The 24,925-nt window shown below is 72.0% G+C and carries 17 protein-coding genes; 11 read left to right on the top strand and 6 right to left on the bottom strand.

The annotated features are described in order from the left end of the window. Positions 1-17 precede the first annotated feature (17 nt). A complete protein-coding gene (locus tag ACEXOR_RS11075; protein ID WP_374849695.1) occupies positions 18-785 on the bottom strand; it encodes a pyrimidine reductase family protein in 768 nt (255 codons plus the stop codon). An 18-nt stretch (positions 786-803) separates the two neighbouring features. Next, positions 804-1,700, bottom strand: coding sequence for a dihydropteroate synthase (folP, locus tag ACEXOR_RS11080; protein WP_374849696.1), 897 nt, complete (start codon positions 1,698-1,700; stop codon positions 804-806). A gap of 58 nt (positions 1,701-1,758) precedes the next feature. Here folP and ACEXOR_RS11085 point away from each other — a divergent pair, with 58 nt between their 5' ends. Then, positions 1,759-2,685: an NUDIX domain-containing protein gene (locus ACEXOR_RS11085; protein WP_374849697.1), complete on the top strand. Its 927-nt coding sequence runs from the start codon at positions 1,759-1,761 to the stop codon at positions 2,683-2,685. An 88-nt stretch (positions 2,686-2,773) separates the two neighbouring features. After that, a complete protein-coding gene (locus tag ACEXOR_RS11090) occupies positions 2,774-3,793 on the top strand; it encodes a DNA-3-methyladenine glycosylase family protein (protein ID WP_374849698.1) in 1,020 nt (339 codons plus the stop codon). Positions 3,794-3,824: 31 nt separating this feature from the next. On the opposite strand, the gene ACEXOR_RS11095 is transcribed toward ACEXOR_RS11090, so the two are convergent. Next, a complete protein-coding gene (locus tag ACEXOR_RS11095; protein WP_374849699.1) occupies positions 3,825-5,027 on the bottom strand; it encodes a coiled-coil domain-containing protein in 1,203 nt (400 codons plus the stop codon). Positions 5,028-5,269: 242 nt separating this feature from the next. On the opposite strand from ACEXOR_RS11095, the gene ACEXOR_RS11100 reads away from it, so the two are divergent. Both ACEXOR_RS11100 and ACEXOR_RS11105 read left to right on the top strand, forming a co-directional pair. After that, on the top strand, positions 5,270-5,824 hold the full coding sequence (locus ACEXOR_RS11100; RefSeq protein WP_374849700.1) for a YceI family protein: 555 nt from the start codon (positions 5,270-5,272) through the stop codon (positions 5,822-5,824). Between the two features lie 192 nt (positions 5,825-6,016). Then, positions 6,017-7,177: a DUF4192 family protein gene (locus ACEXOR_RS11105; RefSeq protein ID WP_374849701.1), complete on the top strand. Its 1,161-nt coding sequence runs from the start codon at positions 6,017-6,019 to the stop codon at positions 7,175-7,177. A gap of 23 nt (positions 7,178-7,200) precedes the next feature. Here ACEXOR_RS11105 and ACEXOR_RS11110 read toward each other — a convergent pair whose 3' ends face one another. Genes ACEXOR_RS11110 through ACEXOR_RS11120 form a run of 3 tightly spaced genes read right to left on the bottom strand, consistent with a single transcriptional unit; the run spans position 7,201 to position 10,553 of the window. Then, positions 7,201-8,634 (bottom strand): NAD(P)/FAD-dependent oxidoreductase, encoded by a 1,434-nt coding sequence (locus ACEXOR_RS11110; RefSeq protein WP_374849702.1) that lies wholly within the window; start codon positions 8,632-8,634, stop codon positions 7,201-7,203. Positions 8,635-8,649: 15 nt separating this feature from the next. Continuing rightward, positions 8,650-10,089, bottom strand: coding sequence for an aspartate aminotransferase family protein (locus tag ACEXOR_RS11115; protein ID WP_374849703.1), 1,440 nt, complete (start codon positions 10,087-10,089; stop codon positions 8,650-8,652). Next, entirely contained in the window at positions 10,086-10,553 is a 468-nt protein-coding gene (locus ACEXOR_RS11120) for an Lrp/AsnC family transcriptional regulator (RefSeq protein ID WP_374849704.1), read from the bottom strand. The genes ACEXOR_RS11115 and ACEXOR_RS11120 overlap by 4 nt, the downstream gene beginning before the upstream one ends. A gap of 166 nt (positions 10,554-10,719) precedes the next feature. Between ACEXOR_RS11120 and ACEXOR_RS11125 the strand changes: the two genes are divergently transcribed. Genes ACEXOR_RS11125 through ACEXOR_RS11155 form a run of 7 tightly spaced genes read left to right on the top strand, consistent with a single transcriptional unit; the run spans position 10,720 to position 24,920 of the window. Beyond that, the gene (locus tag ACEXOR_RS11125; RefSeq protein WP_374849705.1) at positions 10,720-11,766 is read left to right on the top strand and encodes an FHA domain-containing protein; all 1,047 of its coding nucleotides are present in this window, start codon (positions 10,720-10,722) and stop codon (positions 11,764-11,766) included. 30 nt (positions 11,767-11,796) lie between these two features. Next, complete coding sequence (locus tag ACEXOR_RS11130; protein WP_374849706.1) at positions 11,797-12,648, top strand: PP2C family protein-serine/threonine phosphatase; 852 nt, start codon at positions 11,797-11,799, stop codon at positions 12,646-12,648. Positions 12,649-12,656: 8 nt separating this feature from the next. Then, complete coding sequence (locus ACEXOR_RS11135) at positions 12,657-14,102, top strand: serine/threonine-protein kinase (RefSeq protein ID WP_374849707.1); 1,446 nt, start codon at positions 12,657-12,659, stop codon at positions 14,100-14,102. Beyond that, a complete protein-coding gene (locus tag ACEXOR_RS11140; protein ID WP_374849708.1) occupies positions 14,099-20,269 on the top strand; it encodes an Ig-like domain-containing protein in 6,171 nt (2,056 codons plus the stop codon). Before ACEXOR_RS11135 ends, ACEXOR_RS11140 begins: the two co-directional genes overlap by 4 nt. A gap of 18 nt (positions 20,270-20,287) precedes the next feature. Further along, positions 20,288-21,259 (top strand): AAA family ATPase, encoded by a 972-nt coding sequence (locus ACEXOR_RS11145; protein ID WP_374849709.1) that lies wholly within the window; start codon positions 20,288-20,290, stop codon positions 21,257-21,259. Beyond that, a complete protein-coding gene (locus tag ACEXOR_RS11150; protein ID WP_374849710.1) occupies positions 21,256-22,443 on the top strand; it encodes a DUF58 domain-containing protein in 1,188 nt (395 codons plus the stop codon). Before ACEXOR_RS11145 ends, ACEXOR_RS11150 begins: the two co-directional genes overlap by 4 nt. Continuing rightward, positions 22,440-24,920: a transglutaminase TgpA family protein gene (locus tag ACEXOR_RS11155; protein WP_374849711.1), complete on the top strand. Its 2,481-nt coding sequence runs from the start codon at positions 22,440-22,442 to the stop codon at positions 24,918-24,920. The genes ACEXOR_RS11150 and ACEXOR_RS11155 overlap by 4 nt, the downstream gene beginning before the upstream one ends. Positions 24,921-24,925: the final 5 nt, after the last annotated feature.

Genomic DNA, 24,925 nt, shown 5'->3' on the forward strand with positions numbered 1-24,925 from the left:
GTCAGGCGGCGGCGGGGTCAGGCGGCGGCGCGGGTCCAGCGGGTGAGCAGCAAGCTGCCGGCGCGCAGCAGGTGGGCCAGCTCGAGGTGGCGTGGCACGGTCGGGCCGCCCGTCGCGTGCGCGATGCGAGCGCCCGCGCCGCCCTCGAGCACGGGGCTGATGGTGAGGCAGAGTTCGTCGACCAGGTCGGCCGCGATGAGGTCGCCGAAGAAGGTCGGGCCGCCCTCGCAGAGCGTCTGCCCGAGTCCGCGCTCGCGCAACTCGTGCACCACGGCGGCGGCGTCGACCCGCTGATCTCCCGCGTCGATCACCTCGGCGACGGATGCGAGCCGCTGCCGCGCCTCGTCGGGTGCCGATCGCGCGGTGAACACCAAGGGCCGCGTGGGTGCTTTCGCGAACAGATCGCTCGCCGGATCGAGGTCCAGCCGACCGCTCACGAGCGCCATCGACGGATGATCGCTGAGGCCCTGAGCCCGCCGCCACGCCACGAAATCCGGGCCCACGGTGAGCGCACCGTACCCCTCGGCCCTGGCGGTGCCCGCCCCCACGAGCACCACGTCGGCGACCCCGCGCAGGATGTCGAACACCGTCTTGTCGGCCGGAGCGCCCAGCCCTCCGGAGAGGCCCGCGAGCGACGACGATCCGTCGACGCTCTGGATGAAGTTCACGCGCAGCCGCGGCTCCGACCGGTCGGGCGAGTACGCGGCGACGAGCTCCTCCCGGCCGAGGGGCCGCGACGGTACCGGGAACAGTTCGACGATCTCGGGGATGGTGGGGCCTGGCATCCGTTCTCCTTCAGCTGGTCAGACGTTGTGCCGCAGCACGGCCGGCTCGCGAAAGCCCAGGATGGTCTCGAGCATGCGCATCGCCGCAACCGAGGCGCGCACGTCGTGCATGCGCACGAGTCGTGCGCCGAGCATCGCACAGGCGGTGGCGGCCACGAGCGAGCCTTCGAGCCGGTCGGCCTTCTCGGCGTCGAGGGATTCGCCCACGAAGTCCTTGTTCGACACCGCGGCGAGGGCGGGCAGGCCGATCGACGCGATCTCGTCGAAGCGCCGGGTGATTTCGAGGCTGTGCCGGGTGTTCTTGTTGAGATCGTGGCCGGGGTCGATGTAGAGGTGGTCCTCACCCACTCCGGCGCCCACGGCGCGCTCGACCCGGTCGAGAAGGAAGGCACGCACCTCGTCGACCACGTCGTCGTACCGAGGATGGGGATACGGCGTGCGCGGCGCCGCGAGGGAGTGCGTGATCACCAGGGAGCCGCCGTGCTCGGCCACCACCGGGGCCATCTCCGGGTCGCTCAGCCCCGTGGTGTCGTTCACCACGTGGGCGCCGGCTTCGAGGCAGGCGGCGGCGACGGATGCGCGGAAGGTGTCGACCGAGATCACCACGTCGCTGCGTTCGGCGAGAGCGGCCACCACCGGCAGCACCCGGTCGAGCTCGTCGGCGGCCGCGATCTCGGGGCCGGGAGCGAACTTCGCGCCTCCGATGTCGACCCAGTCGGCTCCCGCCTCGGCGGCGTCGACGGCCGCCTGCACCGCGCGGTCGAGCGCGAACGTGGCGCCCCGGTCGTAGAACGAGTCTGGCGTGCGGTTCACGATGGCCATCACGGCGATGCGCCGATCGAAGTCGATCACCCGTTCGCCGGAGCGGCCCGCGAAGTGCCGAAGGGGGTGACGGATGACGGGCACAGCGATCATGTGTCCATCATCGTCGCTCGCGGAGGTGCGGGCGACGACGTCGTGAGAAGGTGGAAGCATGACGGCTCTTCCTCCCTCGCATCCGCGCGACAGCGGCGACGCCTGGGTGGAAGCGGCCGACGGCCGCCGGTTCTGGGGGCGCTACGGCGCGGCCGGACTCCTGGTGCACGACGAGCGGGCGGGCATCCTGCTGCAGCACCGTGCCGAGTGGAGCCACTTCGGCGGCACCTGGGGCTTGCCGGGCGGCGCGCTGCACGAGGGGGAGTCCGCGGTCGACGGCGCCATCCGCGAGGCCGGAGAGGAGGCCGGAGTACCGGCCGACGCCCTCCAGCTCGCCTTCACCTCGGTGCTCGACCTGGGGTACTGGTCGTACGTGACGGTCGTCACCCGCACGGCCCGGCCGTTCGAGGCGCGCATCGGCGATGCCGAGAGTCTCGAGCTGCGCTGGGTTCCCCGTCACGAGGTCGAGGCGCTGCCCCTGCATCCGGGGTTCGCGTCGTCGTGGCCGGCGTTGCGCGACCGGCTCGACGAGCGCATCCGGGTGGTGGTGGATGCCGCCAACGTGGTGGGCTCACGCCCCGACGGATGGTGGCGCGATCGTGCGGGGGCGGCCGCGAAGCTGATCGAGCGGCTGGGCCGCTTGAGCGAGAGCGGCGTGGAGTCGAGCGAGTTCGTCACGGAGGCCGGCCCCCGGACCGGGGCGGGGCGCAGCTGGCCGCTGTTCGAGGTGGTGCTCGAGGGTGCGGCCCGGGCGGCAGGCTCTGCCGAGGTCGAACCGGGCGCTTCCGGGTCGGGAGGGCTGCTGAGTGTGTCGTCGGCCGAGGGCTCCGGCGACGACGCGATCGTCGAGGTCGTCGGGCGGCCGTGGGCGGGTGCGACCGTCGTGGTGACGGCCGATCGCGAGCTCACCGGCCGGGTGGAGCAGCTCGGGGCGACCGTGCGCGGCCCGGGGTGGCTGCTCGGGCTGCTCGACGAGCTCGACTGACCGCGCTGGCTCGTCCGATCCCGGTGTCGCCCGATCCCGGTGTCGTCCGCCCTGGCTGTCGGCAGGGTGACGTAGTCTTCCTGCCACGATGAGCTCCTCCACCGCGCGATCCGTTCCGCGCTCCACGGCGGCCGACCCGGCGGCGTCGGATGCGCCCGTCGAGACGGTCTATCGCCCACGCGGCGAGGTCGATCTCCGGGCCACGCTGGGCCCCCTCCGGCGCGGAGCCTTCGACCCGTGCCTGCGGTTCGACGAGGTGGGTGGGGTCTGGCTGGCGCTGCGAACCCCGGTCGACGACCAGGATGCGCCCGGCGGGGTCGCGACCCTGTATCTCCGGGCCGTGTCGGGCGAGGTGAGGGTGAGTGCCTGGGGGAGTGGCGCATCCGTCGCTCTCGCCTCGGTGCCGGCGCTGCTCGGCGCCGACGACGACTGGAGCGACTTCGACCCCTCGGCCTTCGCCCTGCTGGCCGATTCGGCTCGGCGCAACCGCGGGCTGCGCCTCACCCGCACCGGCCGGGTGCTCGACGCCCTCGCGCCCGCGGTGATCGAGCAGAAGATCACCTCCACCGAGGCCTTCCGGGCCTGGCGGGTGCTCGTCTCCGCTCACGGCGACGTGGCTCCTGGGCCCGCGGTTCAGGGGCACCCGGCGCGCGGACCGGTGCCGCTGCGGCTGGCACCGACAGCGGAGCAGTGGCGGCGCATCCCGTCGTGGGAGTGGCACCGGGCGGGGGTCGACCCGAGCCGGTCGCGCACCGTGCTGCTCGCCGCCCAGGTGGCCCCTGGGCTGGAGCGCACGGCGGCGCTGGGCGCCGGCGACGAGGTATGGCGACGGCTGCGCACGGTGAACGGGGTGGGGCCGTGGACGGCGGCGGAGACCGCCCAGCGGGCCCACGGCGATCCGGATGCGGTGAGCTTCGGCGACTACCATCTCGCGGCCACCATGGGGTGGGCTCTCTTCGGCGAGCCGATCGACGACGACGCGCTCGCCGAGGTGCTCGAACCGTGGCGGGGGCAGCGTCAGCGGGTGGTGCGGTTGGTGCTGGCGAGCGGGTTCATGCCCCCGCGGCACGGTGCGCGGATGACTATCCAAGACCACCGATGGCACTGAGGCGCGTCGGCAACCGCTCAGGCCTTCGGGATCAGTACCAGTGCGGGTTGCGGGCCGTCCACTGCGAGAGCGCCTCGCACGGGGTGCCGTAGCGGCCTGAGATGTAGTTCATGCCCCAGATGATCTGGGTCTGGTGGTTGGTGACGTAGTCGGAGCCCACCGAGGCCATCTTCGACGCGGGCAGCGACTGGGGGATGCCGTAGGCGCCGCTGGAGTCGTTGTAGGCGTTCGCGCGCCATCCGGATTCGCCGGTCCAGAGCCGCACCAGGCACGAGAACTGGTCGCCGCCCCAGCCGTAGTCGCCGAGGATGCTCTGTGCGAAGGCCTGCGCCACGGCCGGGGAGGCGACCTCGCCGCTGCCGGGCACCCAGGCGCTGCCGGGGGTGTCGTCGTAGTCGCCCGAACCGGCGGCGGCCGCTGCTGCTGCCGCTTCGGCCGCTCGCTGGGCGGCCAGTTGCGCCTGGCCATCCTGGTAGGCCTTCTCGACCTGGGCGGTGGTGTTCTTGAGTGACGCCAGCTGGTCGACCATCTGGGATCTGATCGCCGTCTGGGACGCGATCTCCGCGTCGGTCTCGGCTTTGGCGTCTTTCGCGGCCTGGAGCTCGTCCTGGGCGGTCTGCTCGAGCGTGTCGCGCTCGGTCTTCGCGATCTGGGCCTGCTCCTCGAGGGCCGACGCCGTGTTCTTGGCCGCTTCGGCCGCATCCTTGATGCGCGAGGTCTGTTCGGTGAGCTTCGCCATCGCGCCCAGCTGATAGAGCAGCGACGAGGAGTTGTTCTGGTTGAGCACGAGGTTCATCGTGGGGTCGCCGCCCGAGCGGTACAGCTGAGCGGCGATGAGTCCCGCCTGGGCGGTCGCCCGGTCGGCGGTCGAGGTGGCGTCGTCGGCCTGCTGCTGCAGCGTCGCGGCGTAGGTGGCCGCCGCTTCGGCCGAGCTCTTGGCCTTGAGGTACTCCTGGCCGCTCTTCAGGGCGGCGTCGGTTCGCTCGGCGAGCACGGTGTCGAGGCTGTCGAGGTCGGCCTGGATCTCGGTGACCTTCGCCGCCGCGGCCTGTTCATTGGCCTTCGCGGCGTTCACCTCGTCCCACGTGGGGAAGTCGTCGTCAGCGGGAACCGTGGTTCCGGGAGCGGTGGCGGGGGACATCTGAGGGGCTGCGCCGGCGGGCACACCGGATCCGAGCACGAGCGCGGTCACCACCGCGAGCGTGCCCCAGCCACGTACCGAGGGCTTCCACATGGGCTCCAGGGTAAGCGACGAACGTGTGAGGGTCCCGGTTCGGCGCGGGCGCGTCCGCGACGGCGTGCGCGTGCGCGTCTGGCGTCGGTGCCCGGCATCGTGACCGGCGTCGGTATCCGGCGGACTTTACGCCCGCTCCGAGCCTTTCGGAATATTTCCGTGATTTCATGCATTTGAATAGTCCGGGGGCGTGACATGTCACTTTCCTCGCTTCAGCTCCGTCACTCACGAAAAGAGAAATCATGACCGACACCATCGAGATCCCGGGTTACCGCGCCGGCACCTGGACCATCGACCCCTCGCACTCCGAGGTCGGCTTCAGCGTGCGTCACATGCTGATCAGCAAGGTCAAGGGAACGTTCGAGAAGTTCGACGCCACCTTCGTCACCACCGACAACCCGCTCGAGACGAAGGTCACCGCCACCGCAGATGTGGCCTCCATCAACACCAACGACAAGAACCGCGACGGCCACCTGGCCACCAACGACTTCTTCGACGCTCCCACGCACCCCGAACTGACCTTCGTGTCCACGGGCGTCCGCGTCGAGAAGGGCGACTACAAGATCGACGGCGACCTCACCATCAAGGGCGTCACCAAGCCGGTCACCTTCGACTTCGAGTTCGGCGGCTTCGGCACCGACGCCTACGGCAACTACAAGGCCGGCTTCGAGGCGAAGACCGAGATCGACCGCAACGAGTTCGGTGTGAACTGGAACGCGGCCCTGGAGACCGGAGGCGTGCTCGTCGGCGACAAGGTCACCATCACCCTCGACGTGCAGGCCGTCCTCCAGGCCTGATCCTGACGGCCGGCTTCGCGCCGGCGCAGGACGATCGCCGGCTCCCGAGATCCTCGGGGGCCGGCGATCCGTGTTTCCGGGCGGGCTCGCGTCCCGTTCCGTCCGTTCCTCCACAGGCGACGGATGCGCCCAGCTCTCCACAGATCCGCTTCCCCGCGGCTCGCCCGCCCGCCCCCCACCGACACTGTGGGCATGACAACCGCATCGTCACCCTCGCTCACCGCCCGCCCCGCATCCCGTCCCGTCTCCGTCCCGCCTCCGCCCTCCCGGGCCCCCGTCCCTCGGTCCGGCGGCCTCGAGGCGGAAGCCGTCGCCGACGTGGTTGCCACGCTCGGCTTCCGGCCCGAGGGCAGTCTTGGGCTGCGCATCCGCCGGCGACGGCGTCCTTTCGCCGTGCTGCGGGTCGATCTCCCGCCCACCGACGGAGAGTCGTCGATCGCCGGCTTCTCCGCGCAGCTCACGGGCCTCGTGTCCCGACTCACCGGAGCGTCGGGAGTCGACCTGATCGCGTTCGAGCCGGTCGCGCCCCCCGGCGACCTGCTGGTGGGGCTCGCCGCCCGGTTGTCCGCCGCCGGCTTCGCCGTCGGCCTCCTCCTGCAGGTCTCCGACGGCTCGGTGTGCCGGGTGGGGGCGACCGGCATGCTCGCAGAACCGCGCCCGCTCGCTCCCGAGACCTCCGCGTTCCCAGCCCACCGTCCGGCGCACCCCTCCTCGCCCACGCACGACCTCGCCGACCACGGCGACGTGCACCACGGCCCGTTCCGGCCGCTGCACCCGATTTCCGAGGAGCGCCGTACGGCTGCGCTCGCCGTGCTTGGCCTGGCGTCCGCCGGAGGCGGTCGTGAGGGAGCCCGCGGCGAGCTCTCCGATCACGACCCTCTGCGCGCGATCGCCGACTGGGCGGCGACGCTGGACGCCGACGGCCTGCCCGGCGACACCAGGGCGCTCGCGCTCGCCTGGCCGTTGCGCCGTTCAGAGCTCCGTGATCTCGTGCTGCTGCTCTGCGCCTGGGGCACCCGTTCGGCGATGGACGCCGCTGAGGAGTCGGCCCATCCCGAGAGCGAGGAGTTGCGCTCCGTCCTGGCCCGCTTCCTCGGCTCAGGGTCGGAGGCACCCTCCGAGGGGCGACTCCGTCGGGCGGTCGAGGTGCTCCGGCGCGTGGCCGAGTGCTCTCCTGCCTCGCTCGCTCCGGCCCCCCTGGTCATGCTCGCCTGGCTCGAGTGGAGTCGGGGCCGCGGCACGGTGGCGTCGGCCTATCTCGACGAGTGCCTCCGGGCCGAACCCGACTACACGCTGGGCCGCCTCGTCCGCGACGTGATCGATCAGGGGTGGGTGCCCGAATGGCTCGACTGAGCTCGATGGCGCGGTGCGTGACGTCAGTGGCCGGTGAGCGGGCCGAGCATCCGGCTGGCAAGCGAGGGCCGGCCGGTCACACGCTCCTCCGCGTCGGCGAGGGTCGTGCCCACGAGTCCCAGGTTGGCGCCGATGAAGCGCAACGGCTCCGGTTCCCATCGCGGCGAGAGGTGGTTCACCCACGGCAGGCCGGTCAGGTCGCCGCCGTCTCCGCCGATCAGCTCGGCCAGGGTGCGCCCGGCGAGGTTCGTCGTGCTCAGGCCGTCGCCGACGTAACCGCCCGCGAATGCCACGCCGGTGCGCGGGTTGTACGACGCGGAGGCGTGCCAGTCCCGGGCGACTCCGAGCGGCCCGCCCCAGCGATGGGTCACCCCGACGCCGCCGGCCGCGGGAAAGAGTTCCACCAGAGCCTGCTCGAGGTGGTCGAACACCCGCTGCACGCGGTCGTACTCCGGGCGGATGCTGCTTCCCCAGTGGTAACGGGCACCGCGGCCACCGAAGGCGAAGCGGTCGTCGGCGGTGCGCTGACCGTAGATGAGCAGGTGACGGTAATCCGAGAACGTGGTGCCGTGCTCGATCCCCACCTCGTCCCAGAAGCTCGTCGGCAGTGGTTCGGTGGCGATCATCAGCGAGTACAGGGGCAGGATCCGTCGGCCGATTCCGGGGAGTGCCGCGCCGTAGCCCTCGGTAGCGAGAACCAGGGTGTCGCAGTGGATGAGCCCCTTTCCGTCCGCGCCGCCCGTCCCGTCGACGCTCGAGTAGAGAACCCGGTGCGGTGCCCACTCCACCGCTTCGGTCTGCTCGGCGATCACGACGCCGAGGCGCTCGACCACGGCCGCGAGCCCGCGAACGAGTTTCGCCGGGTGCAGACGGGCGCAGTTCGGGTCGAAGGCGGCAGCCAGAGAGGAGGTCGCGGCGAGAGCTCGCGCGTGAGCGGAGCCGACCCCGGCCGAGCCGTCGGTCACCAATTCCAGCGGGTCGATCCCGAAGCTCTGGGCGCCGGCCACCTCGGCGGCGGCTGCCGTGCGCTGAACCGCGCTCCGCGCGAAGGTGAGGGTTCCGCCTTTCACGAAGTCGCAGTCGATGCCCTCGGCCTCGATCACGCGGCCCACCTCGTCGACCGTGTCGATCATGGCCCGGCGCATGACCGCGGCCGCGGCGTCGCCGTAGGCGCGTCGGAGTCCGGCCGTGGAGGTCGGGAACAGCGCCGAGCACCAGCCGCCGTTGCGGCCGGAGGCGCCGTAGCCGGCCACGTGCTTCTCCACCACGGTGATCGAGAGAGCCGGATGAGCGCGCTTGAGGTAATAGGCGGTCCACAGGCCGGTGAGGCCGCCGCCCACGATGCAGACGTCGGTCGTCACGTCGCCGCGAAGGCCCGACCTGGGCTCGAGAGGGGCCGAGCCGTCGGCGGCGAGGGAGTCGAACCAGAACGAGAGGTCTCGGTAGTCGGCCGTCATCGGGTCAGGCCGGGCTCAGAGCCTGGTCCACGCCTCGGAGAGCACGCCGCGCAGGATCTGCTCGATCTCGTCGAACTCGTTCCGCCCGATGGTGAGCGGCGGAGCCAGCTGGATGACAGGGTCGCCCCGGTCGTCGGCACGGCAGTACAGTCCCGCGTCGAACAGGGCCTTCGAGAGGAACCCTCGCAGCAGCCGCTCCGACTCGTCGTCGTCGAAGGTCTCCCGGGTGGACTTGTCCTTCACCAGCTCGATTCCGAAGAAGTATCCGTCGCCGCGCACGTCACCCACGATGGGCAGATCGGTGAGCTTCTCCAGCGTCTGCCGGAAGAGCGGCGAGTTCTCGCGAACGTGCGCGTTCAGGCCCTCCTCCTCGAAGATGTCGAGGTTCTCCAGAGCCACCGCCGCCGACACCGGATGCCCGGCGAAGGTGTAGCCGTGGTAGAACGCCGTCTGGCCGTGCTTGAAGGGCTCGTAGACCTTCTCGTTCACGATGGTGGCGCCGATGGGGGAGTACCCGCTGGTCATCGCCTTCGCGCAGGTGATCATGTCGGGCTCGAACCCGTAGGTGTCGCAGGCGAAGTAGTTGCCGATCCGGCCGAACGCGCAGATCACCTCGTCGCTCACGAGCAGCACGTCGTACTGGTCGCAGATCTCGCGCACCCGCTGGAAGTAGCCCGGAGGGGGCGGGAAGCAGCCGCCCGAGTTCTGCACCGGCTCGAGGAACACGGCGGCCACGGTCTCCGGGCCCTCGAACTGGATCATCTCCTCGATGCGGTTCGCGGCCCACAGGCCGAATGCTTCCTCGGTGCCGTCGAACCCCATCTCCTTCGCGCGGTAGTAGTTCGTGTTCGGCACCCGGAAGCCACCCGGCGTCACCGGTTCGAACATCTCCTTCATCGCCGGGATGCCGGTGATCGCGAGCGCGCCCTGGGGGGTGCCGTGATACGCCACCGAGCGCGAGATGACCTTGTGCTTGGTGGGCCGGCCCTGCAGCTTCCAGTAGTACTTCGCGAGCTTGAAGGCGGTCTCGACGGCCTCGCCGCCGCCGGTCGAGAAGAACACCCGGTTCAGATCTCCCGGAGCGAGATCGGCCAACCGGTCGGCGAGCTCGATGGCCGACGGGTGGGCGTACGACCAGATCGGAAAGAAGGCGAGCTCCTCGGCCTGCTTGGCGGCCACCTCGGCGAGCCGGCGGCGGCCGTGGCCCGCGTTCACCACGAACAGCCCCGACAGGCCGTCGATGTACTTCTTGCCACGGGAGTCCCAGATGTGGTGGCCCTCGCCCTTCTGGATGATCGGCACTCCCTCACCGGACTCCATCACCGACTGCCGGGAGAAGTGCAGCCAGAGATGGTCTTTCGCCATCTGCTGCAGTTCGGCCTCGGAGCGCGCGGACCGCCCGCCGAGAGAGGCGTCGGACGCGGAGGAGGAGACGGGCTGTTCGGTGGTGGTCATCGTGTACCCCAGTTGTAGAGCTGCTTGTGCAGCTTCAAATAGACGAATGTTTCGGTGGAGAGCACCCCGTCGAGCTTCCGGATCTCGGAGTTCAACAGGGCGATGAGGTCGTCGTCGTCCTCGCAGACGACTTCGGCCAGGATGTCGAACGTTCCCGCGGTGAGCACCACGTAGTCGACGGAGGGCATCTGCGCGAGGGCGTCGGCCACCTCGCGGGTGTCGCCCGACACCTTCAGGCCGATCATGGCCTGACGGTAGAAGCCGAGCTGCAGTGGGTCGGTCACGGCCACGATCTGCATCACCCCCGACTCGGTGAGCTTCTGCACGCGTTGCCGCACTGCCGCCTCGGAGAGGCCGACGGCCTTCCCGATCTCGGCGTAGGAGCGCCGGCCGTCGTCTTGCAGCTGTTCGATGATCGCCTTCGACGTGTCATCCAACTGAGAGGGCTTGGGCTTCGTGCTCATGCATCGATACTGTCAGGATCGTGGGGGAGCGGCAAGCGAATCCGTAGGTGATAAGCCATCACGACCACTGAAACCGTCGTCGAGCGTGCTCGGCGTGCGACCTCGTCCGAGGGCTGGGTTCGCGTCGTGCCGCGGCGACCGTCGGCCCGAGGGCTACCGTGTGCGCATGGGGAGACTGTTCGCGATTCCCGGTCGAGGGCGATGGACCGTGCTGGTGGCCTGGCCGTATCTGGTGGCGCTCGAGCGTTCCGGCGAGGGCGAGGGCGAAGGCGAGGTCGTGTCGGCGGTGCGGGCGGCGCTCGCCGCCGGGAGCACCACCCTCGAGAGCGTGGTGTCGAGCATCCCCGTGCGTGGCGCGACGTGCGTCGACTCCTTCGTCGTACTCAGAGTCGCCGGCGAATCCCCGAGCGACCACGCATCCGTCGGCCTGGACAGCGTGGTGGCGGTCGCTCGAGGCCGAGGCGCGGTCGACCTGGTCTCGCCGGGCGGTTCGAGGCGGTTCGGTTCGCGGGGAGCGCAGCCCTGGGCGCTGGCCGAGTTCGGCGAGGTCTCGGGGTTGGTGCTGGGCGACCTGCCGCCGGTTCCCGAATCGGAGCTCTCCGTGCCGGCAGAGGCGGTCGCTCTCACCCGGGCGCACGACGAGCATCGGGTCGACCTGCTGCTCTGGGTGTCCTCGGCCCGCGACGCGGCCCATGACTCGTCCGACACCTCGACCGCCGGCGGGGCGGGCGCCGACGACACCACAGTCCTCCGCCCGGCACCCGTCCCGCAGGCACCCGTTGCGCCCGACGAGACTGCCGAACCCGAACCCGAACCCGAACCCGAACCCGAACGCAGTGAGCCCAGGGGCCCACGGTTCGAATTCCGGCTGAACGATGCACCCTCCTCGCTCCTCGACGGCCCCGTCGTGTTCGGGCGCCACCCTCGCCACCGCACCGTCGCATCCCCACCTCAGACCCTCGTCACAGTCCCGTCCCCCCAGAAGAAGGTGTCAGCCGATCATGTCGAGATCGCACCCAGCGGCCGCACCGTGGTGGTCACCGACCTGCACTCCAGCAACGGCACCACCGTGGTCGTCGACGGGATCCATCGTGTCCGCCTCCGGCAAGGGGATTCGGTGGTCGCCAGCCGGTCGGCTATCGTCGAAATCGGCGACCGGAACGTCATCCACATCTCGTTGCGAGACCAGGGCGACTCCGGGATCACCCCATAGGATTCCGGAAAGCTGTCAGGAGTTGTCACCGTGACCCAGATCGGTCGAACCAGCGCGCGCGTCAGCGTGACGCGCGAGGGCGCAGTGCCGCGCCAGGTCACCCTCTCCTGGGCTGCGCTCAGCGACAAGGGCAACAAGCGCGCCGGTAACGAAGACAGCTCCATCTCCGACATCCCGATCTTCGCCGTGGCCGACGGCATGGGAGGCCACTCCGCGGGCGACGTCGCCAGCGCTGCCGTGGTCGACCGGCTCAGCGAGATCGGTGACGCCGTCACCACCGCCGAGCGCATCGAGTCGGCGCTCGCCGTGGCTCTCGCCGACATCGATCGCGTGGGCGACGAGTCCGCGCTCGGCACCGGAACCACCGTCACCGGCGTGGCTCTCGCCGAGATCGACGACGACCTCGCCTGGATGGTCTTCAACATCGGCGACTCGCGGGTGTACCTGCTCGAGAACGGCGCGCTGCAGCAGCTGACGGTCGATCATTCCGTGGTGCAGGAGCTCATCGACGCGGGGCTGATCACGCCCGAACAGGCCGAGCGGCACCCCGACAGCAACGTCATCACGCGCGCCGTCGGCTTTCACGAGAAGCCGGTGCCCGACTACTCGATCCTCCCCGTGGTCGCCGGCCAGCGCATCCTGGTGTGCTCCGACGGCCTCACCAAAGAGCTCACCGACGTCGGCATCCGCCACTACCTGTCCATCTCGCCGACGGCCGAGCGCGCCGCCGCCGAGCTCGTCGCGGCCTCGCTGGCGAACGGGGGCCGCGACAATGTCACGGTGGTGGTGGTCGACGTGGAGCACGACGAGGTCGACGGCGAGCCCGTCGGCGATTCCCGCACGCAGCACGACGACCGCGGTCGCGACACGAAGCACCCGTAGGCCGCGTCGTGCCGCGCCGGCTTCCGTCACCACCGCCCACGCTTCCGGGCTTCACGCCCGTGCGCGTGCTCGGTTCGGGCGGCTTCGCCGACGTGTTCCTGTTCGAGCAGAACATGCCCCGCCGCCAGGTGGCGGTGAAGGTCATGCTGCCCGAGGTCGTGAACGAGCAGGTACGGCGCATGTTCCAGCTCGAAGCCGATCTGATGGCCCGGCTCAGCGCCCACCCCTCCATCCTCACCGTCTACGAGGCCGGGGTCTCCTCCGACGGCCGGCCGTACCTCGTCATGGAGCTGTGCTCGTCGTCGCTCGGCCAGCGTTATCGCCGTGAGCCCATCCCGGTGGCCGAGGTGCTGCGCATCGGGGTGAAGATCGCCGGTGCCCTGCACACCGCCCATGAACAGGGCATCCTGCACCGCGACATCAAGCCCTCCAACATCCTCGTCACCGCGTACGGCAGCCCGGTGCTGTCCGACTTCGGTATCGCCCAGTCCACGCGAGGGGTGGCGAGCGTCGAAGCGGTCGGTCTCTCCATCCCCTGGTCGGCGCCCGAGGTGGTCAGCGAGAGCACGCAGGGCACGGTGGCCTCGGAGGTCTGGTCGCTCTCCGCGACCCTCTGGTCGTTGCTCGCCGGGCGATCTCCGTTCGAGCAGCCCGGGGCGGTCTCGACCTCGTCGGCCGAGCTCGCCGCCCGCATCGTGAAGGCGCGACCGGCCCCCATCGGGCGAACGGATGTGCCGACTTCGCTCGAGCGCATCCTCGCGCGCGGCCTGTCCCGCAAGCCCGCCGACCGGCCGGCGTCGGCACTCGAACTCCTCCGCGAGCTCCAGACCGTCGAGACGGAACTGGGGCTCGCCCAGACCGGCGTCGAGATCGCGATGGCGGAGTGGGCCCTCGACTACCCGCAGCAGTCCGACGATCGAACCGTGCTGCACTCGCCGGCCGAGGCGCCCCGCCGGCGCCGTCGAGCGGCCGAGGGCCTGCGCAGTGGCGACGCCAGCGGTAGCCGCTCGGCGGTCGGCGGTCACTCGGCGCTCACGGCCGGCCACTCGGGCCGTGGCACCTCCCGCACGAGGGCAGCCGATCCGCGGCATCGACCCGGGCGACGTCTTTCGGGCAGGGTCGTCGCCGTTCTGGCCTCGGCCGCCGTTCTCGCGGTGGCCGGATCTCTGACGGCCGGGTTGCTCATCACCCAGCGCGCCGATGCCATCCCCACGGTCGGCGAGATCCGGGCCGAGGTCGACGGAGGGCGCATCCTGTTCACCTGGGACGACCCAGGGCTCGGCGCGGAGGACAGCTACCGGGTCGACACCTCGACCGGGGGCAGTTCGGTGCAGAAGAGCACGGAGTTCGCGGCCTCGCCGACCGACCGGTCGTCGGTGTGCATCTCGGTGGCGGTGGTGCGCTCCGGCCGGTCGGGCGCCGCGAGCTCCGAGAAGTGCGCAGACCTGCCATGACGGGGCGAACGGATGTCTTCGGCTGGCTGAACGCGCGCCGCCCGCTCGTGGCCACCGTCGCCGCAGCGGGCGTCATCGCCGCCGTGGTGGCGGTCGTGGCCGTCGTCTCGCCGGGGTACACGGCTCAGAAGGTCGAGCTCGACGACGCCACGGTGTGGGTGACGAGCGACCTGCATCAGGCGGCCGGCCGGGCCAACCCCCGCATCGGTGAGCTCAACACCGCCATCCGACTCGATTCGGCCGCTCTCTCGGTGAGCCAGTCGGGCCAGACCGTGGTGGTGATCGACCAGGGCGCCGGTGAGGGGCGCATCGTCGACACCGCGACGGCCGCCGTCACCGACACCTTCTCCCTCCCGGCGGGCGACGTCGATCTCGCGCTCGACGGCGACGCGGCCGTGATCACCGCGCGCACCTCGGGCGACGTCTGGATCGTGCCGGTCTCCTCCTTGGCCGCCTTCGACCCGGAGAGCACCCCCGACCTCACCCTCGGGGCAGGCGGAGACACCGCTCTCTCCACCGGGGGGACGGTGTTCGCCGTCTCCGCAGCCACCGGATCGGTCGTCACCGTCGACGCCGGAACGGTCGCGGGGCGCGACGACGAGCCCGACGCCGAATCGGTGCCGGTCGCTCCCGGAGACGACGTGAGCATCACCGCGGTGGGCGAACGCTGGGTGGTGCTCGATCGCACCAGCCGCACGCTGCTCACCGCCTCGGGGGAGTTCCCGATCGCTCCGGACACGCCCGGCTCAGCCGTCGCGCCCGGGGACAGCGGCGACACCGCGGAGAACGGAGCGACCACCGACCCGACCACCGGCGACGGCAGCGGCGGAGGCGGTAGCGGTAGCGGGAGCGGCGATGGTACCGGCGACGGCGCGAACCCGGCGCAGCAGGCTCCGGCCGCGCTGTGGCTCCAGTCGCCCTCCACGCCGTCTGACACCGCGCTCGTCGCCACCACCACCCAGCTGCTGTCGGTGGCGCTCGCCGACGGCGCGATCGAGGTGCTCTCCGACGGTCACTCGGGCACCTCGACGCGGCCCGCCGAGGCCGACGGGTGCTGGTACGCGGCGTGGACCGACGGTCGCACGTACTCCCGCTGCGCCGCCGGCACCACTTCCGAGCGCGCCTCGATCGTGGGCGCCAACGCAACCGGAGACCGTGTCGCGGGAGGCGGTGGGGTGACGGAGGGCGAGCTCGACGGCGCCGCATCCGGAGACCGCCTCGAGTTCCGGTCGAACGGAACCGACGGGTTGCTGCTCAGCGACGCGGCGAGCGGCCGTTCGTGGGACGTGACCCGGGGCAACACCCCGATCGACGACTGGGACGAGCTGCTTCCCGACACCCCGACCGATCAGCAGTCCACCGAGGCCTCCGCCGACCAGACCCGTGCGCCCGATCCGGCGCAGTCGCCGCCGGTCGCCACCGACGACCAGTTCGGAGCCCGCCCCGGTCGTTCCACGGTGCTGCCGGTGCTGCTGAACGACTTCGACCCCAACGACGACGTGATCGTGATCGACTCGGTCACCCTGCCCGACGGTGCGCCGTTCACCGTCGATCTCATCTCCGACGATCAGCAGCTGCAGCTCACCCTGCCCGACACGGCCGCGGGCGAGCTGGTGTTCGGCTACACGGTCTCCGACGGGCAGGGCGGCAGCGACCAGGCGACGGTCACGGTCACCGTGCGCTCGCCGGAAGAGAACTCGCCCCCCGTGCAGAGCCGCCGGGCCGCGCTCGATGTCGCGCTCGGGGGCCGCACCGAGGCCGATCAGCGCGCCGACTGGTTCGATCCGGATGGCGATGCGATCTTCGTGCAGTCGGCGACCGTGGCCGCCCCCGATACGGTCTCCTGGACGCCGCAGGGCGTGGTGACCGTCACCGATGCGGGCCAGACCACGGGGCCGAAGGAGGTCGCGGTCACCGTGAGTGACGGCGTGGGCAGCACCACCGGGTCGTTCACCGTCGAGGTGCACCAGCCCGACCAGGCGCCGCTGACGGCCGAGGGTTTCGTGGTGCTGGCCAGGGTGGGCCAGACGGCGGAGGTCGACACGCTCCCGCACGTGACCGGTGCGAGCCCGGCGCTCCGCCTGTCGAACGTGCCGAGCCGTGACGGCCTCGAGATCGCGCCCGACTACGCCGGGGGCACCGTGCGCATCACCGCACGCGCGGCCGGCAGCTCCACCCTCGACTACGCCGTGAGCGACGGGGGCCGCACGGCATCCGGGGTCATCCGCGTGATCGCCACGGTGCCGCCCGACGCGAACTCTCGGCCCGTGACCGTGCCGCACAGCGCCTTCGCGCGGCAGAACACGAGCGTGGTGGTCGACGTGCTCGCCGGCGACTTCGATCCGGCGGGCGGGGTGCTGATCGTGAGCGGGGCCGACGACTCGGGCGCGGCAGTCACGGGGCTCCGGGTCGAGACCATCGAGCAGCGGCTCATCCGCGTCACCCTCACCCGGCCGCTGGACTCGGGCCGGGTGACCTTCGGCTACACCATCACCAACGGCCTCGCCGAGGCGAGCGGATCGGTGACCGTGGTGGAGATCCCGGAGCCGACCTCTCGGCAGCCGCCGATCGCCGTGCCCGATTCGGCGGCGGTGCGGGTGGGTGACGTCGTCGACATCCCTGTGCTGGCGAACGACGTGCATCCGGATGGCGACGCCCTCACTCTCGACCCGGTCCTCGTGTCGCAGCCGGCCGGCGGCGGCGGAATGCTCTTCGCCTCCGGCTCACGTCTGCGTTACCTCGCCCCCGACACCCCGGGCGACGTCACGGCGGTGTACCGCGTCGACGCTCCCGACGGGCAGTGGGCCACCGCCCAGGTCACCATCAGCGTGCGCGAGGCCGACGCCACCGCCAATGCGGCACCGGTGCCCCCGCAGCTCACAGCCCGGGTGATCGCCGGAGAGACCGTGCGCATCCCGGTGCCGGTGACCGGCATCGACCCCGACGGCGACTCGGTGCAGTTCCTCGGCATCGACTCGGTGCCCGAGAAGGGCACCGTGGTGCAGATCGGCAGCGACTGGATCGAATTCGAGGCGGGCGACTACTCCTCGGGCACCGATTCGTTCTCCTACTCCGTGATCGATCGCCTCGGTGCCCGGGCCACCGGCACGGTGCGGGTCGGCATCAGTCCGAGGCTCGACGGCGCGCGCAATCCGGTGGCCACCCCCGACGAGGTGCGGGTACGGCCGGGGCGCACGGTGCTGGTACGGGTGCTCGAGAACGACTCCGACCCCGACGGCAGTCCGCTGCGCATCGCCGACGTCACCCCGCTCTCCGGGGCTGCCGACGGAGCGCAGGCCGAGGAGGTGGCCTCGGCTTCGGCCGAGGAGGGCGGCGTGCTGCGGATCGAGGCACCGGAGGCACCCGGCCGGTACGGCTTCATCTACACCGTCGAGAACGAGCGCGGCGGCACCAGCTCGAGCTTCGCCACGATCGACGTCGACCCGGCGGCGCCGCTCGCCCGCCCCGTCGTCGACGACACGGTGCTCACGCTCACCGACATCCTCGACCGGCCCACGGTCGACGTCGACGTGCTGAAGAACGTGTTCTTCGCCGAAGGCTCGTCGAGTTCACTCGGGGTGTCGGTGGAGAGCGGCTGGTCGGAGGCCGCCCGGGTGGTCGACGGGCGCATCCGGGTGCAGGTCGCCTCGCGGGCGCAGGTCATCCCGTTCACCGTCGCCCATCCCGACGACCCGAACGTGCGGTCGTCGGGCTTCATCTGGGTGCCGGGCACCGACGATGCGCTCCCGCAGCTGCGTTCCGGCGCGCCACGGCTGAGCGTCGTCTCGGGCAGCCGGCTCGAGATCGACGTGAACGACTACGTCGTGGCCGTCGGCGGTCGCCCGGTGCGCATCGCCGACCCGAACTCGGTGCGGGCGACGCACACCGATGGCAGCGGCTCCGTGATCGACGACGACACCCTGGTGTTCCAGAGCGCCGACCGCTACTTCGGGCCCGCCAGCATCTCGTTCGCGGTGGCCGACGGCGACGGGCCGTCGGCCCGCACGGCCACCCTCGTGCTGCCCATCACCGTGACCCCGCGGGAGAACCAGCCGCCCGCCTTCGCCGGAGCGGTGCTGGAGTTCGAGCCGGGCCAGCAGAAGACCATCGACCTCACCCGCCTCACCACCTCGCCCTCGGGCTCGACCGGCCAGCTGTCCTTCGCGCTCGTCGACCCGCGGCCCGCCGGATTCGACTCGGTGCTGATCGGCAGCACGCTCACCGTCACCGCGGGCGTCGGGGCCGTGAAGGGCACCACGGGCGACCTCGGAATCCAGGTCGCGGCGAACGGCGTGCCGGGCACGGCAGGCCGCATCTCGATGACGGTCGTCCCCTCCACCCGTCCGCCGGCGGCTCCCGCCACCGACTCCGTGATCGCTCCGCGCGGTCAGACCACCCGGGTCGACGTGCTGGCGAACGACGCGGCCACGAACCCGTTCCCCGAGACACCGCTGCGGGTGATCGCCGTGCGCGGCATCGACGCCGGTGCACTGCCCGCCGGGGTCGTGATCACCCCGAGCGCCGACGGCTCCGTGCTGCAGGTCGCCGTCGCCCCGGATGCGCCGCCGGCCGACGTCTCGGTGCAGTACCAGGTGCTCGACGGTACCGGCGAGCTCGAGCGCGCCGCCTGGGGAACCGTGCGCATCGCGGTGATCGACCGGCCCGCTCCGGTGACCGGGCTCGCCGTCACCGGCTTCGGCGACCGCAGCGTCACCGTCTCGTTCTCGCCAGGGCCCGCCAACAACTCGCCCATCTCGGGCTTCGACCTGGTGGCGCGCACCACCTCCGGGTCTCAGGTCACCAGCTCGTGCTCCAGCACCAGCTGCCAGGTGGCCACGCCCGGCAACGGGGAGGGCAACGCCGTGAGCATCAGCGTCTCCGCTCGCAATGCGGTCGGCTCCTCCGACGAGTCGACGTACTCCGTTCCGGTCTGGTCCGACCTGCTGCCCTCCGCCCCGGGTACGCCCCAGCTGAGTCCGCTGGACGGCGCGCTCCAGGCCCGGTGGTCGCCCGCGAGCGTGCCGGCCGGCGGCTCTCCGGTGCGTCAGTACGACGTCACGGCGAACGGCCGACCGGTCGCCACCGTCGACGCCGCGGGCTGCGACGGGTCGGGATGCTCCGTCACCGTCGGCGGGCTCACGAACGGCTCCGACGTGCAGATCGTGGTCACCGCGCGCAACGGCGCCTACCCGCCACTCGCGGTGTGGCCGTCGGCCTCGGCCGGCGCGACCCCCTACGGGCCGCCCGCCGCATCCGCCGTCGACGCGGTGTCGACCCCCGAGGCCGGACCCGGCTCCGTGACCGTCTCCTGGCCCGGGTTCGAGGGCAACGGCAACGCCGTGGCGGGCTACTACGCCCAGGTACTCCGGCCGGGCGCCGGAGTGCCTTCCGGGGCCCAGGCGTGCACCGTGTCGAGCCCGGCCCCCGGTCGCCCGACCGCTCCTCGGGCCGGGGGAGACGTCATCGCCCAGCAGGCGCTTGGCGGAGATTCGCGCTCGGCCGTCTTCACCGGTCTCACCGATGTCGATGCCGCCTACGGCTTCGTGGTGTGGGGCTACAACGCGGCCGGATGCGCGGTGTCGGCCGTGGCGACCGCGGTGGCGTATCCGACTCCCGGCCAGGTGCAGGCCTCCGGGGTGCAGGTGGTGATGGTGCAGCGAGGGACGACGTATGAGCCCCAGGTGCTCTCGGCGCCCACGCCGTCGCCCGTCCAGGCCGGAGGCCGCTACAGCGTGCGCCGGATCGACGCCTCCGGTTCGCCAGTGGGCGACGCCCAGCCGTTCACACTCGGCGGCTACCCGCTGTCGCTCACCGCAGGCCGGTTAGGCGAGGTGTACCGCTTCCAGCTGCGGGCCTGCAACGTTTTCGCGGGGGTGGAGCTGTGCGGTGCGTGGTCGGACACGGTGTCGGCACCCGAGGCCTCGTTGACGTTCGCGTTCGCCTCCGGCCCCACCTACGACGGCACGTCGTGGAGCTGGGAGGGCGAGCCGGAGAACGGCGGCCTGACGCCGGCCTACGCCTGCGGCAGCCGCGAGATCACGCCCGCCGGCGAGCCGGGCGGCCAGGTCGTCACCGGCGGATCGTGCACCCCGGTGGTGCCGGTGCCCACGGGCTCCGCCGGCCTCTCGGTGCAGGTCGGAGACCACCACTATGTTTACCCTGGCTGACGGAAAGGCATTCACGCGATGACGATGACGAGCGAGCAGGCGACCCGGTTCGCCGACGTGTTCGACCGGCTGACGGCGAACGTCGAGCAGACGCTGCACGGCAAGTCGCACGTCATCCGGCTGGCGCTGGTGGCGCTGTTCAGCGAGGGGCATCTGCTGCTCGAAGACGCCCCGGGCACGGGCAAGACCTCGCTGGCCCGCGCGATGGCCGACAGCGTGCGCGGAAGCTCGAGCCGCATCCAGTTCACGCCCGACCTGCTGCCCGGCGACATCACCGGGGTGAGCGTGTACGACCAGCGCACGGGGGCGTTCTCCTTCCACGCGGGGCCCGTCTTCGCCAACGTCGTGCTCGCCGACGAGATCAACCGCGCCAGCCCGAAGACGCAGGCGGCCCTGCTCGAGGTGATGGAGGAGGGGCGCGTCACCGTCGACGGCACCCCGCATCCGGTGGGGCAGCCGTTCATGGTGATCGCCACCCAGAACCCGATCGAGCAGGCGGGCACCTACCGGCTGCCGGAGGCGCAGCTCGACCGGTTCCTGATCAAGACCTCGATCGGCTACCCCGACCACGCCACCACCCTGCGCATCCTCGAGGGCGCCACCGAGCGCGCTCACGGCGATTCACTGCCACCGGTCATCACGGCCGAGGGTGTCACCCTGCTGGCCTCGGAGGCCCGCACGGTGCATGTCGACGCCACCATCAACGACTACGTGTCACGGCTCGTGCAGGCCACCCGCGACGCCGACGAGACGAGACTGGGGGCCAGCGTGCGTGCCGCGTTGGCGCTGATCCGGGCGGCCAAGACCTACGCGGCGTCGGATGCGCGGCATTACGTGGTGCCCGACGACGTGAAGGCGCTGGCCGGCCCGGTGCTCGCCCATCGTCTCGTGCTCGACCCCGAGGCGGAGTTCGACGGCGTCACCGCGCTCGGTGTCGTCTCCCGCATCCTGCTCGACGTCCCGCCGCCCGGTGACGCTCCGGCCGCATGACGGGCGGGCGACGGCCGGTCGTCGTCTCGACGAGCGGGTGGGTGGTGCTGGCGGCAGCCGTGATCGGCCTGCCGGCCGGGCTCATGCTGGGCTGGACGGAGCTCGTGGTGGTGGGGGGCACGGCGGCGCTCGTCGCTCTGGCCGCGGCGGTGTCTCTCGTCGGGCGCGCATCCGGTGGCATCGAGATCGCGGTGCTGGAGCGCCAGGTGGTGGCGGGCAGCACGGCCACCGTCGTCGTGCGGGCGCGCAACGACTCGGGCCGACGGCTGCGGGCGCAGGAGGCCGAGCTGCCGGTGGGGGAGCGTATCGAGGCGGTGCGCCTGCCCCCGCTCGCGCCGTGGGGCCGCCGCGAGGTGCAGCTGACGGTGGCCACCGAACGCCGGGGCGTGGTGCAGCTCGGCCCCGTCACGCTGGTGCGGCACGACCCGCTGGGCCTCGCCCGGTGGGAGTCGGCGAAGTCGGCCACGGCCCAGCTCTACGTGCATCCGCCCACGGTGGCGCTCACGGTCGCCACGAGCGGGCTGCTCCGCGACCTCGAGGGCATCGCCACCAACGACCTCACCGACAGCGACATCTCCTTCCACGCGCTGAGGCCCTACGTGGCGGGCGACGACCGGCGGCACATCCACTGGAAGAGCACGGCCAAGACCGGCGACTTCCTCGTGCGCCAGTTCGAGCAGACCCGGCGTAGCCATCTCATCGTGCTGCAGTCGCTCGCCGAGGCCGACTACGCCTCGCCCGAGGAGTTCGAGCTGGCCGTGAGCGTGGTGGGGTCGATCGGTGCCCGGGCGCTGGCCGACGGCACGAGCCTGTCGGTGTTCGCCGGAGCGCCGCGCACCCGTGGCGAGGCCGGGCGGCTCCGCACCCGCGGCCGGCGAGAACTGCTCGACGACCTCAGTGGCATCCAGGAGCGGCGTGGTGCCTCAGGCGTGGCGGCGGTGGCGCGGGTGGTGGCCGAGCAGGCACCGGATGCGTCGCTTGTGTTCGTCGCCTGCGGGTCGACCGTGACGGCTCGCCAGCTCCGGGCGGCCGCCTCGCACTTCCCCGCGGGGGTGGAGGTGGTGGCGGTGCTGATCGAACCGGAGGCACCATCGACCCTCGTGCGCATCGAGGCGCTGCGGATCATGCGCATCGGGTACCTCGACGATCTCGTGCGCGGTCTCGTGCGGGCGGCGGGCGCGTGAGCGCGACGAGCGGCGTGCGCGGCCGCGATCGCCGCGCCGGGCGGGGTCAGGGCCGGGGCCACAACCAGGGCCGGGACCGGCACCGCGGCCGCATCGTGCTGGGCGCGGTGACGATGGCGCTGCTCACCGGCGTCGCCGCGGCGAGCTGGTGGCCGGTGTACGCCTCGCCGTCGTTCGTGCTGGCGGCCGGTGGGGCGATCGTGGCGGGCACGGTGATCGCGGCCCTCGGCGCCTCGTTCCGCTGGCCGGCCCCCGTCGTGCTGCTCGTGACGGCGGCCGCCTGGCTGCTGCTGGGAGTCCCGCTCGCCATCCCGTCGGAGACCTACGGGCACGTGCTGCCCACCCCGCGCGGCCTCGCCGACCTCGTGGTCACCACGGCCACCGGTTGGCGGCAGCTCGTCACCATCGAGCTTCCGGTGGGCGACTACCAGGCACTGCTCGTGCCCGTCTTCGTGATCACCCTCGTGGCCTCGGTGCTGGCCACGTCGATCGCCACCCGAACCGCGCGGCCGGCACTCGCCGTGCTGCCGCCGGCCGCGGTTCTCGTGGCCGGTGTGCTCCTCGGCAGCGGGTCGGGGTTCGCGCCCGTGCTGGTGGGGGGAGGGTTCGCAGGGCTGCTGGTCATCTGGCTCGCGCTCGTGGCACCCGCCCGACGCTCCGGGCGGCGCACCGCGCTGGCAGTACCGGTCGTCGCGGCCGCGCTCGGGCTGGCGCTGGCCGGCGCGGTGGCGCTCCCGGCTCCCGACCGGTTCGTGGCCCGAGCGACGGTGGTGCAGCCGTTCGACGCCGTCGACCACGCGAGCCCGCTGTCGTCGCTCCGCGCCTACCTCAAGGAGCCCGACGCCGACGCCACGCAGCTCACGGTGAGCGGTGCCACGCCCGGCACGCGCCTCGCCGTCGCCCGGCTCGACGACTACGACGGCGTGGTCTTCACCGCGGGCGGCGTCACCTCACGAGGGGTCGCCGGTCTCTCGGGGGCCGGCGTGCAGCAGTCGTCGAGCGACCTGTTCCAGCGCGTCACCGGACGGATCTCGGCGGCGACCGGCGGCCCCTCAGATGGTCCGGAGGCCCGCGACGGCACCGAACTCGACCTGCACGTGGTGGTCGGCGACTATTCCGGCGTCTGGGTTCCCACGCCCGGTCCGCCCAGCCTGGTCGAGTTCGCCGGAGCCGACGCCGATCTGCTGCAGAACTCCCTCTTCGCGAGTCCGTTGCTCGCCACCGTGGCCGACACCCACGAGCTCAGGCGCGGCGACGAGTACGACATCACGGCCACGGTTCCCGCCGAGGTCTCGGAGGCGGGTGCCCTCGCCGCCCTCGAGCCGGGGGCCGGCACCACGCCACCCGAGACGATTCCGGATGCCGCGTCCCGACGCCTCACGGAGTGGGCACCCGACTCCCGCCCACCCGGTGAGCGCCTGGCCGGAATCGTGGCCGGCCTCGACGGCGGCTACGTCTCGAGCGCCCTGCCCGGAGAGGTGTTCAGCCGTTCCGGTCACGGCTCCGACCGCCTCGAGGAGCTCCTCTCCGCCACCCCCATGGTGGGCGACGCGGAGCAGTATGCGGCGGCGGCGGCCCTGCTGGCACGGTCGGCCGGGTTCCCCTCCCGCGTGGCCGTGGGCTTCGTCGTCCCCGCGGACGGGGCAGCGGAGACCGACGCCGCTGCGGCCGGGCAGGACGGCACCGCCGTCCGTGGCCGCGACGCCACCGCGTGGCTGGAGGTGTACACGGCCGGGCAGGGCTGGGTGGCCATCGACGTCACGCCCGAGCCGCGTCCCATCCCCGAGAGCGAGCTCGACGACACGTCGTCGGCGGTGCAGCCGCCCGAGGTGGTGCCGCCGGCCTCCGACGAGCTCGACGACCCGGCCGCGTCGGCACCGCTCGAGCAGAACGACGACGACCCCGCCCCCCGCGACGACACGCTCGCCGTCATCCTGCGGGTGGCCGCGATCGTCGGGATCTCGCTCGCGGCGGTCGCGATCGTGCTCGCCCCGTTCCTCACGGTCATCGCGTTGAAATCGCGTCGGCGCACCCGTCGTCGTGAGCGGGGGAGTGCGCGCAGTCGCGCCGCCGGCAGCTGGGCCGAGGTCGTCGACGCCGCCCGCGACCGCGGTTCGCCGCCGCGGCCGAACGCCACCCGCCGCGAGGCCGCGACCGAGCTGAGCGCCGCCGCCGCCGCCCCCGCCGCAGTCGCGGCCCCGGCAGCGGTCGCCGCCGCCGCACCCACCGCCCCCGCCGCACCCACTTCGGCCACCGCCCCCACCGCGGCCGCCGCGACCGCCTTGGCAGTCCGCGTGGATGCCGCTCTCTACGCGCCGCAGCCGCCCTCGGACGCCGAGCTCGACGCACTCTGGGCGGCATCCGATGCCCAGCGCCGGGAACTGCTGGCGGGCCTGGGGTGGCTCGCGCGGCTCCGTGCCCGGGTCTCGCTGCGGTCGCTCCGCCGGTACCATGGCAGCGAGACCAGAAGGCGGTAGAAGCA

Source organism: Herbiconiux liangxiaofengii (genome assembly GCF_041927335.1).
GTDB classification, from domain to species: Bacteria; Actinomycetota; Actinomycetes; order Actinomycetales; family Microbacteriaceae; genus Herbiconiux; species Herbiconiux liangxiaofengii.

What these genes read in the sequence shown, in the direction of transcription:
- ACEXOR_RS11125 (WP_374849705.1), top strand. Translation starts at nt 10,720, where the DNA reads ATGGGGAGACTGTTCGCGATTCCCGGTCGAGGGCGATGGACCGTGCTG.
- ACEXOR_RS11100 (WP_374849700.1), top strand. Translation starts at nt 5,270, where the DNA reads ATGACCGACACCATCGAGATCCCGGGTTACCGCGCCGGCACCTGGACC.
- ACEXOR_RS11085 (WP_374849697.1), top strand. Translation starts at nt 1,759, where the DNA reads ATGACGGCTCTTCCTCCCTCGCATCCGCGCGACAGCGGCGACGCCTGG.
- ACEXOR_RS11150 (WP_374849710.1), top strand. Translation starts at nt 21,256, where the DNA reads ATGACGGGCGGGCGACGGCCGGTCGTCGTCTCGACGAGCGGGTGGGTG.
- ACEXOR_RS11110 (WP_374849702.1), bottom strand. Translation starts at nt 8,634, where the DNA reads ATGACGGCCGACTACCGAGACCTCTCGTTCTGGTTCGACTCCCTCGCC.
- ACEXOR_RS11090 (WP_374849698.1), top strand. Translation starts at nt 2,774, where the DNA reads ATGAGCTCCTCCACCGCGCGATCCGTTCCGCGCTCCACGGCGGCCGAC.
- folP (WP_374849696.1), bottom strand. Translation starts at nt 1,700, where the DNA reads ATGATCGCTGTGCCCGTCATCCGTCACCCCCTTCGGCACTTCGCGGGC.
- ACEXOR_RS11115 (WP_374849703.1), bottom strand. Translation starts at nt 10,089, where the DNA reads ATGACCACCACCGAACAGCCCGTCTCCTCCTCCGCGTCCGACGCCTCT.
- ACEXOR_RS11075 (WP_374849695.1), bottom strand. Translation starts at nt 785, where the DNA reads ATGCCAGGCCCCACCATCCCCGAGATCGTCGAACTGTTCCCGGTACCG.
- ACEXOR_RS11120 (WP_374849704.1), bottom strand. Translation starts at nt 10,553, where the DNA reads ATGAGCACGAAGCCCAAGCCCTCTCAGTTGGATGACACGTCGAAGGCG.
- ACEXOR_RS11140 (WP_374849708.1), top strand. Translation starts at nt 14,099, where the DNA reads ATGACGGGGCGAACGGATGTCTTCGGCTGGCTGAACGCGCGCCGCCCG.
- ACEXOR_RS11095 (WP_374849699.1), bottom strand. Translation starts at nt 5,027, where the DNA reads ATGTGGAAGCCCTCGGTACGTGGCTGGGGCACGCTCGCGGTGGTGACC.
- ACEXOR_RS11145 (WP_374849709.1), top strand. Translation starts at nt 20,288, where the DNA reads ATGACGATGACGAGCGAGCAGGCGACCCGGTTCGCCGACGTGTTCGAC.
- ACEXOR_RS11105 (WP_374849701.1), top strand. Translation starts at nt 6,017, where the DNA reads ATGACAACCGCATCGTCACCCTCGCTCACCGCCCGCCCCGCATCCCGT.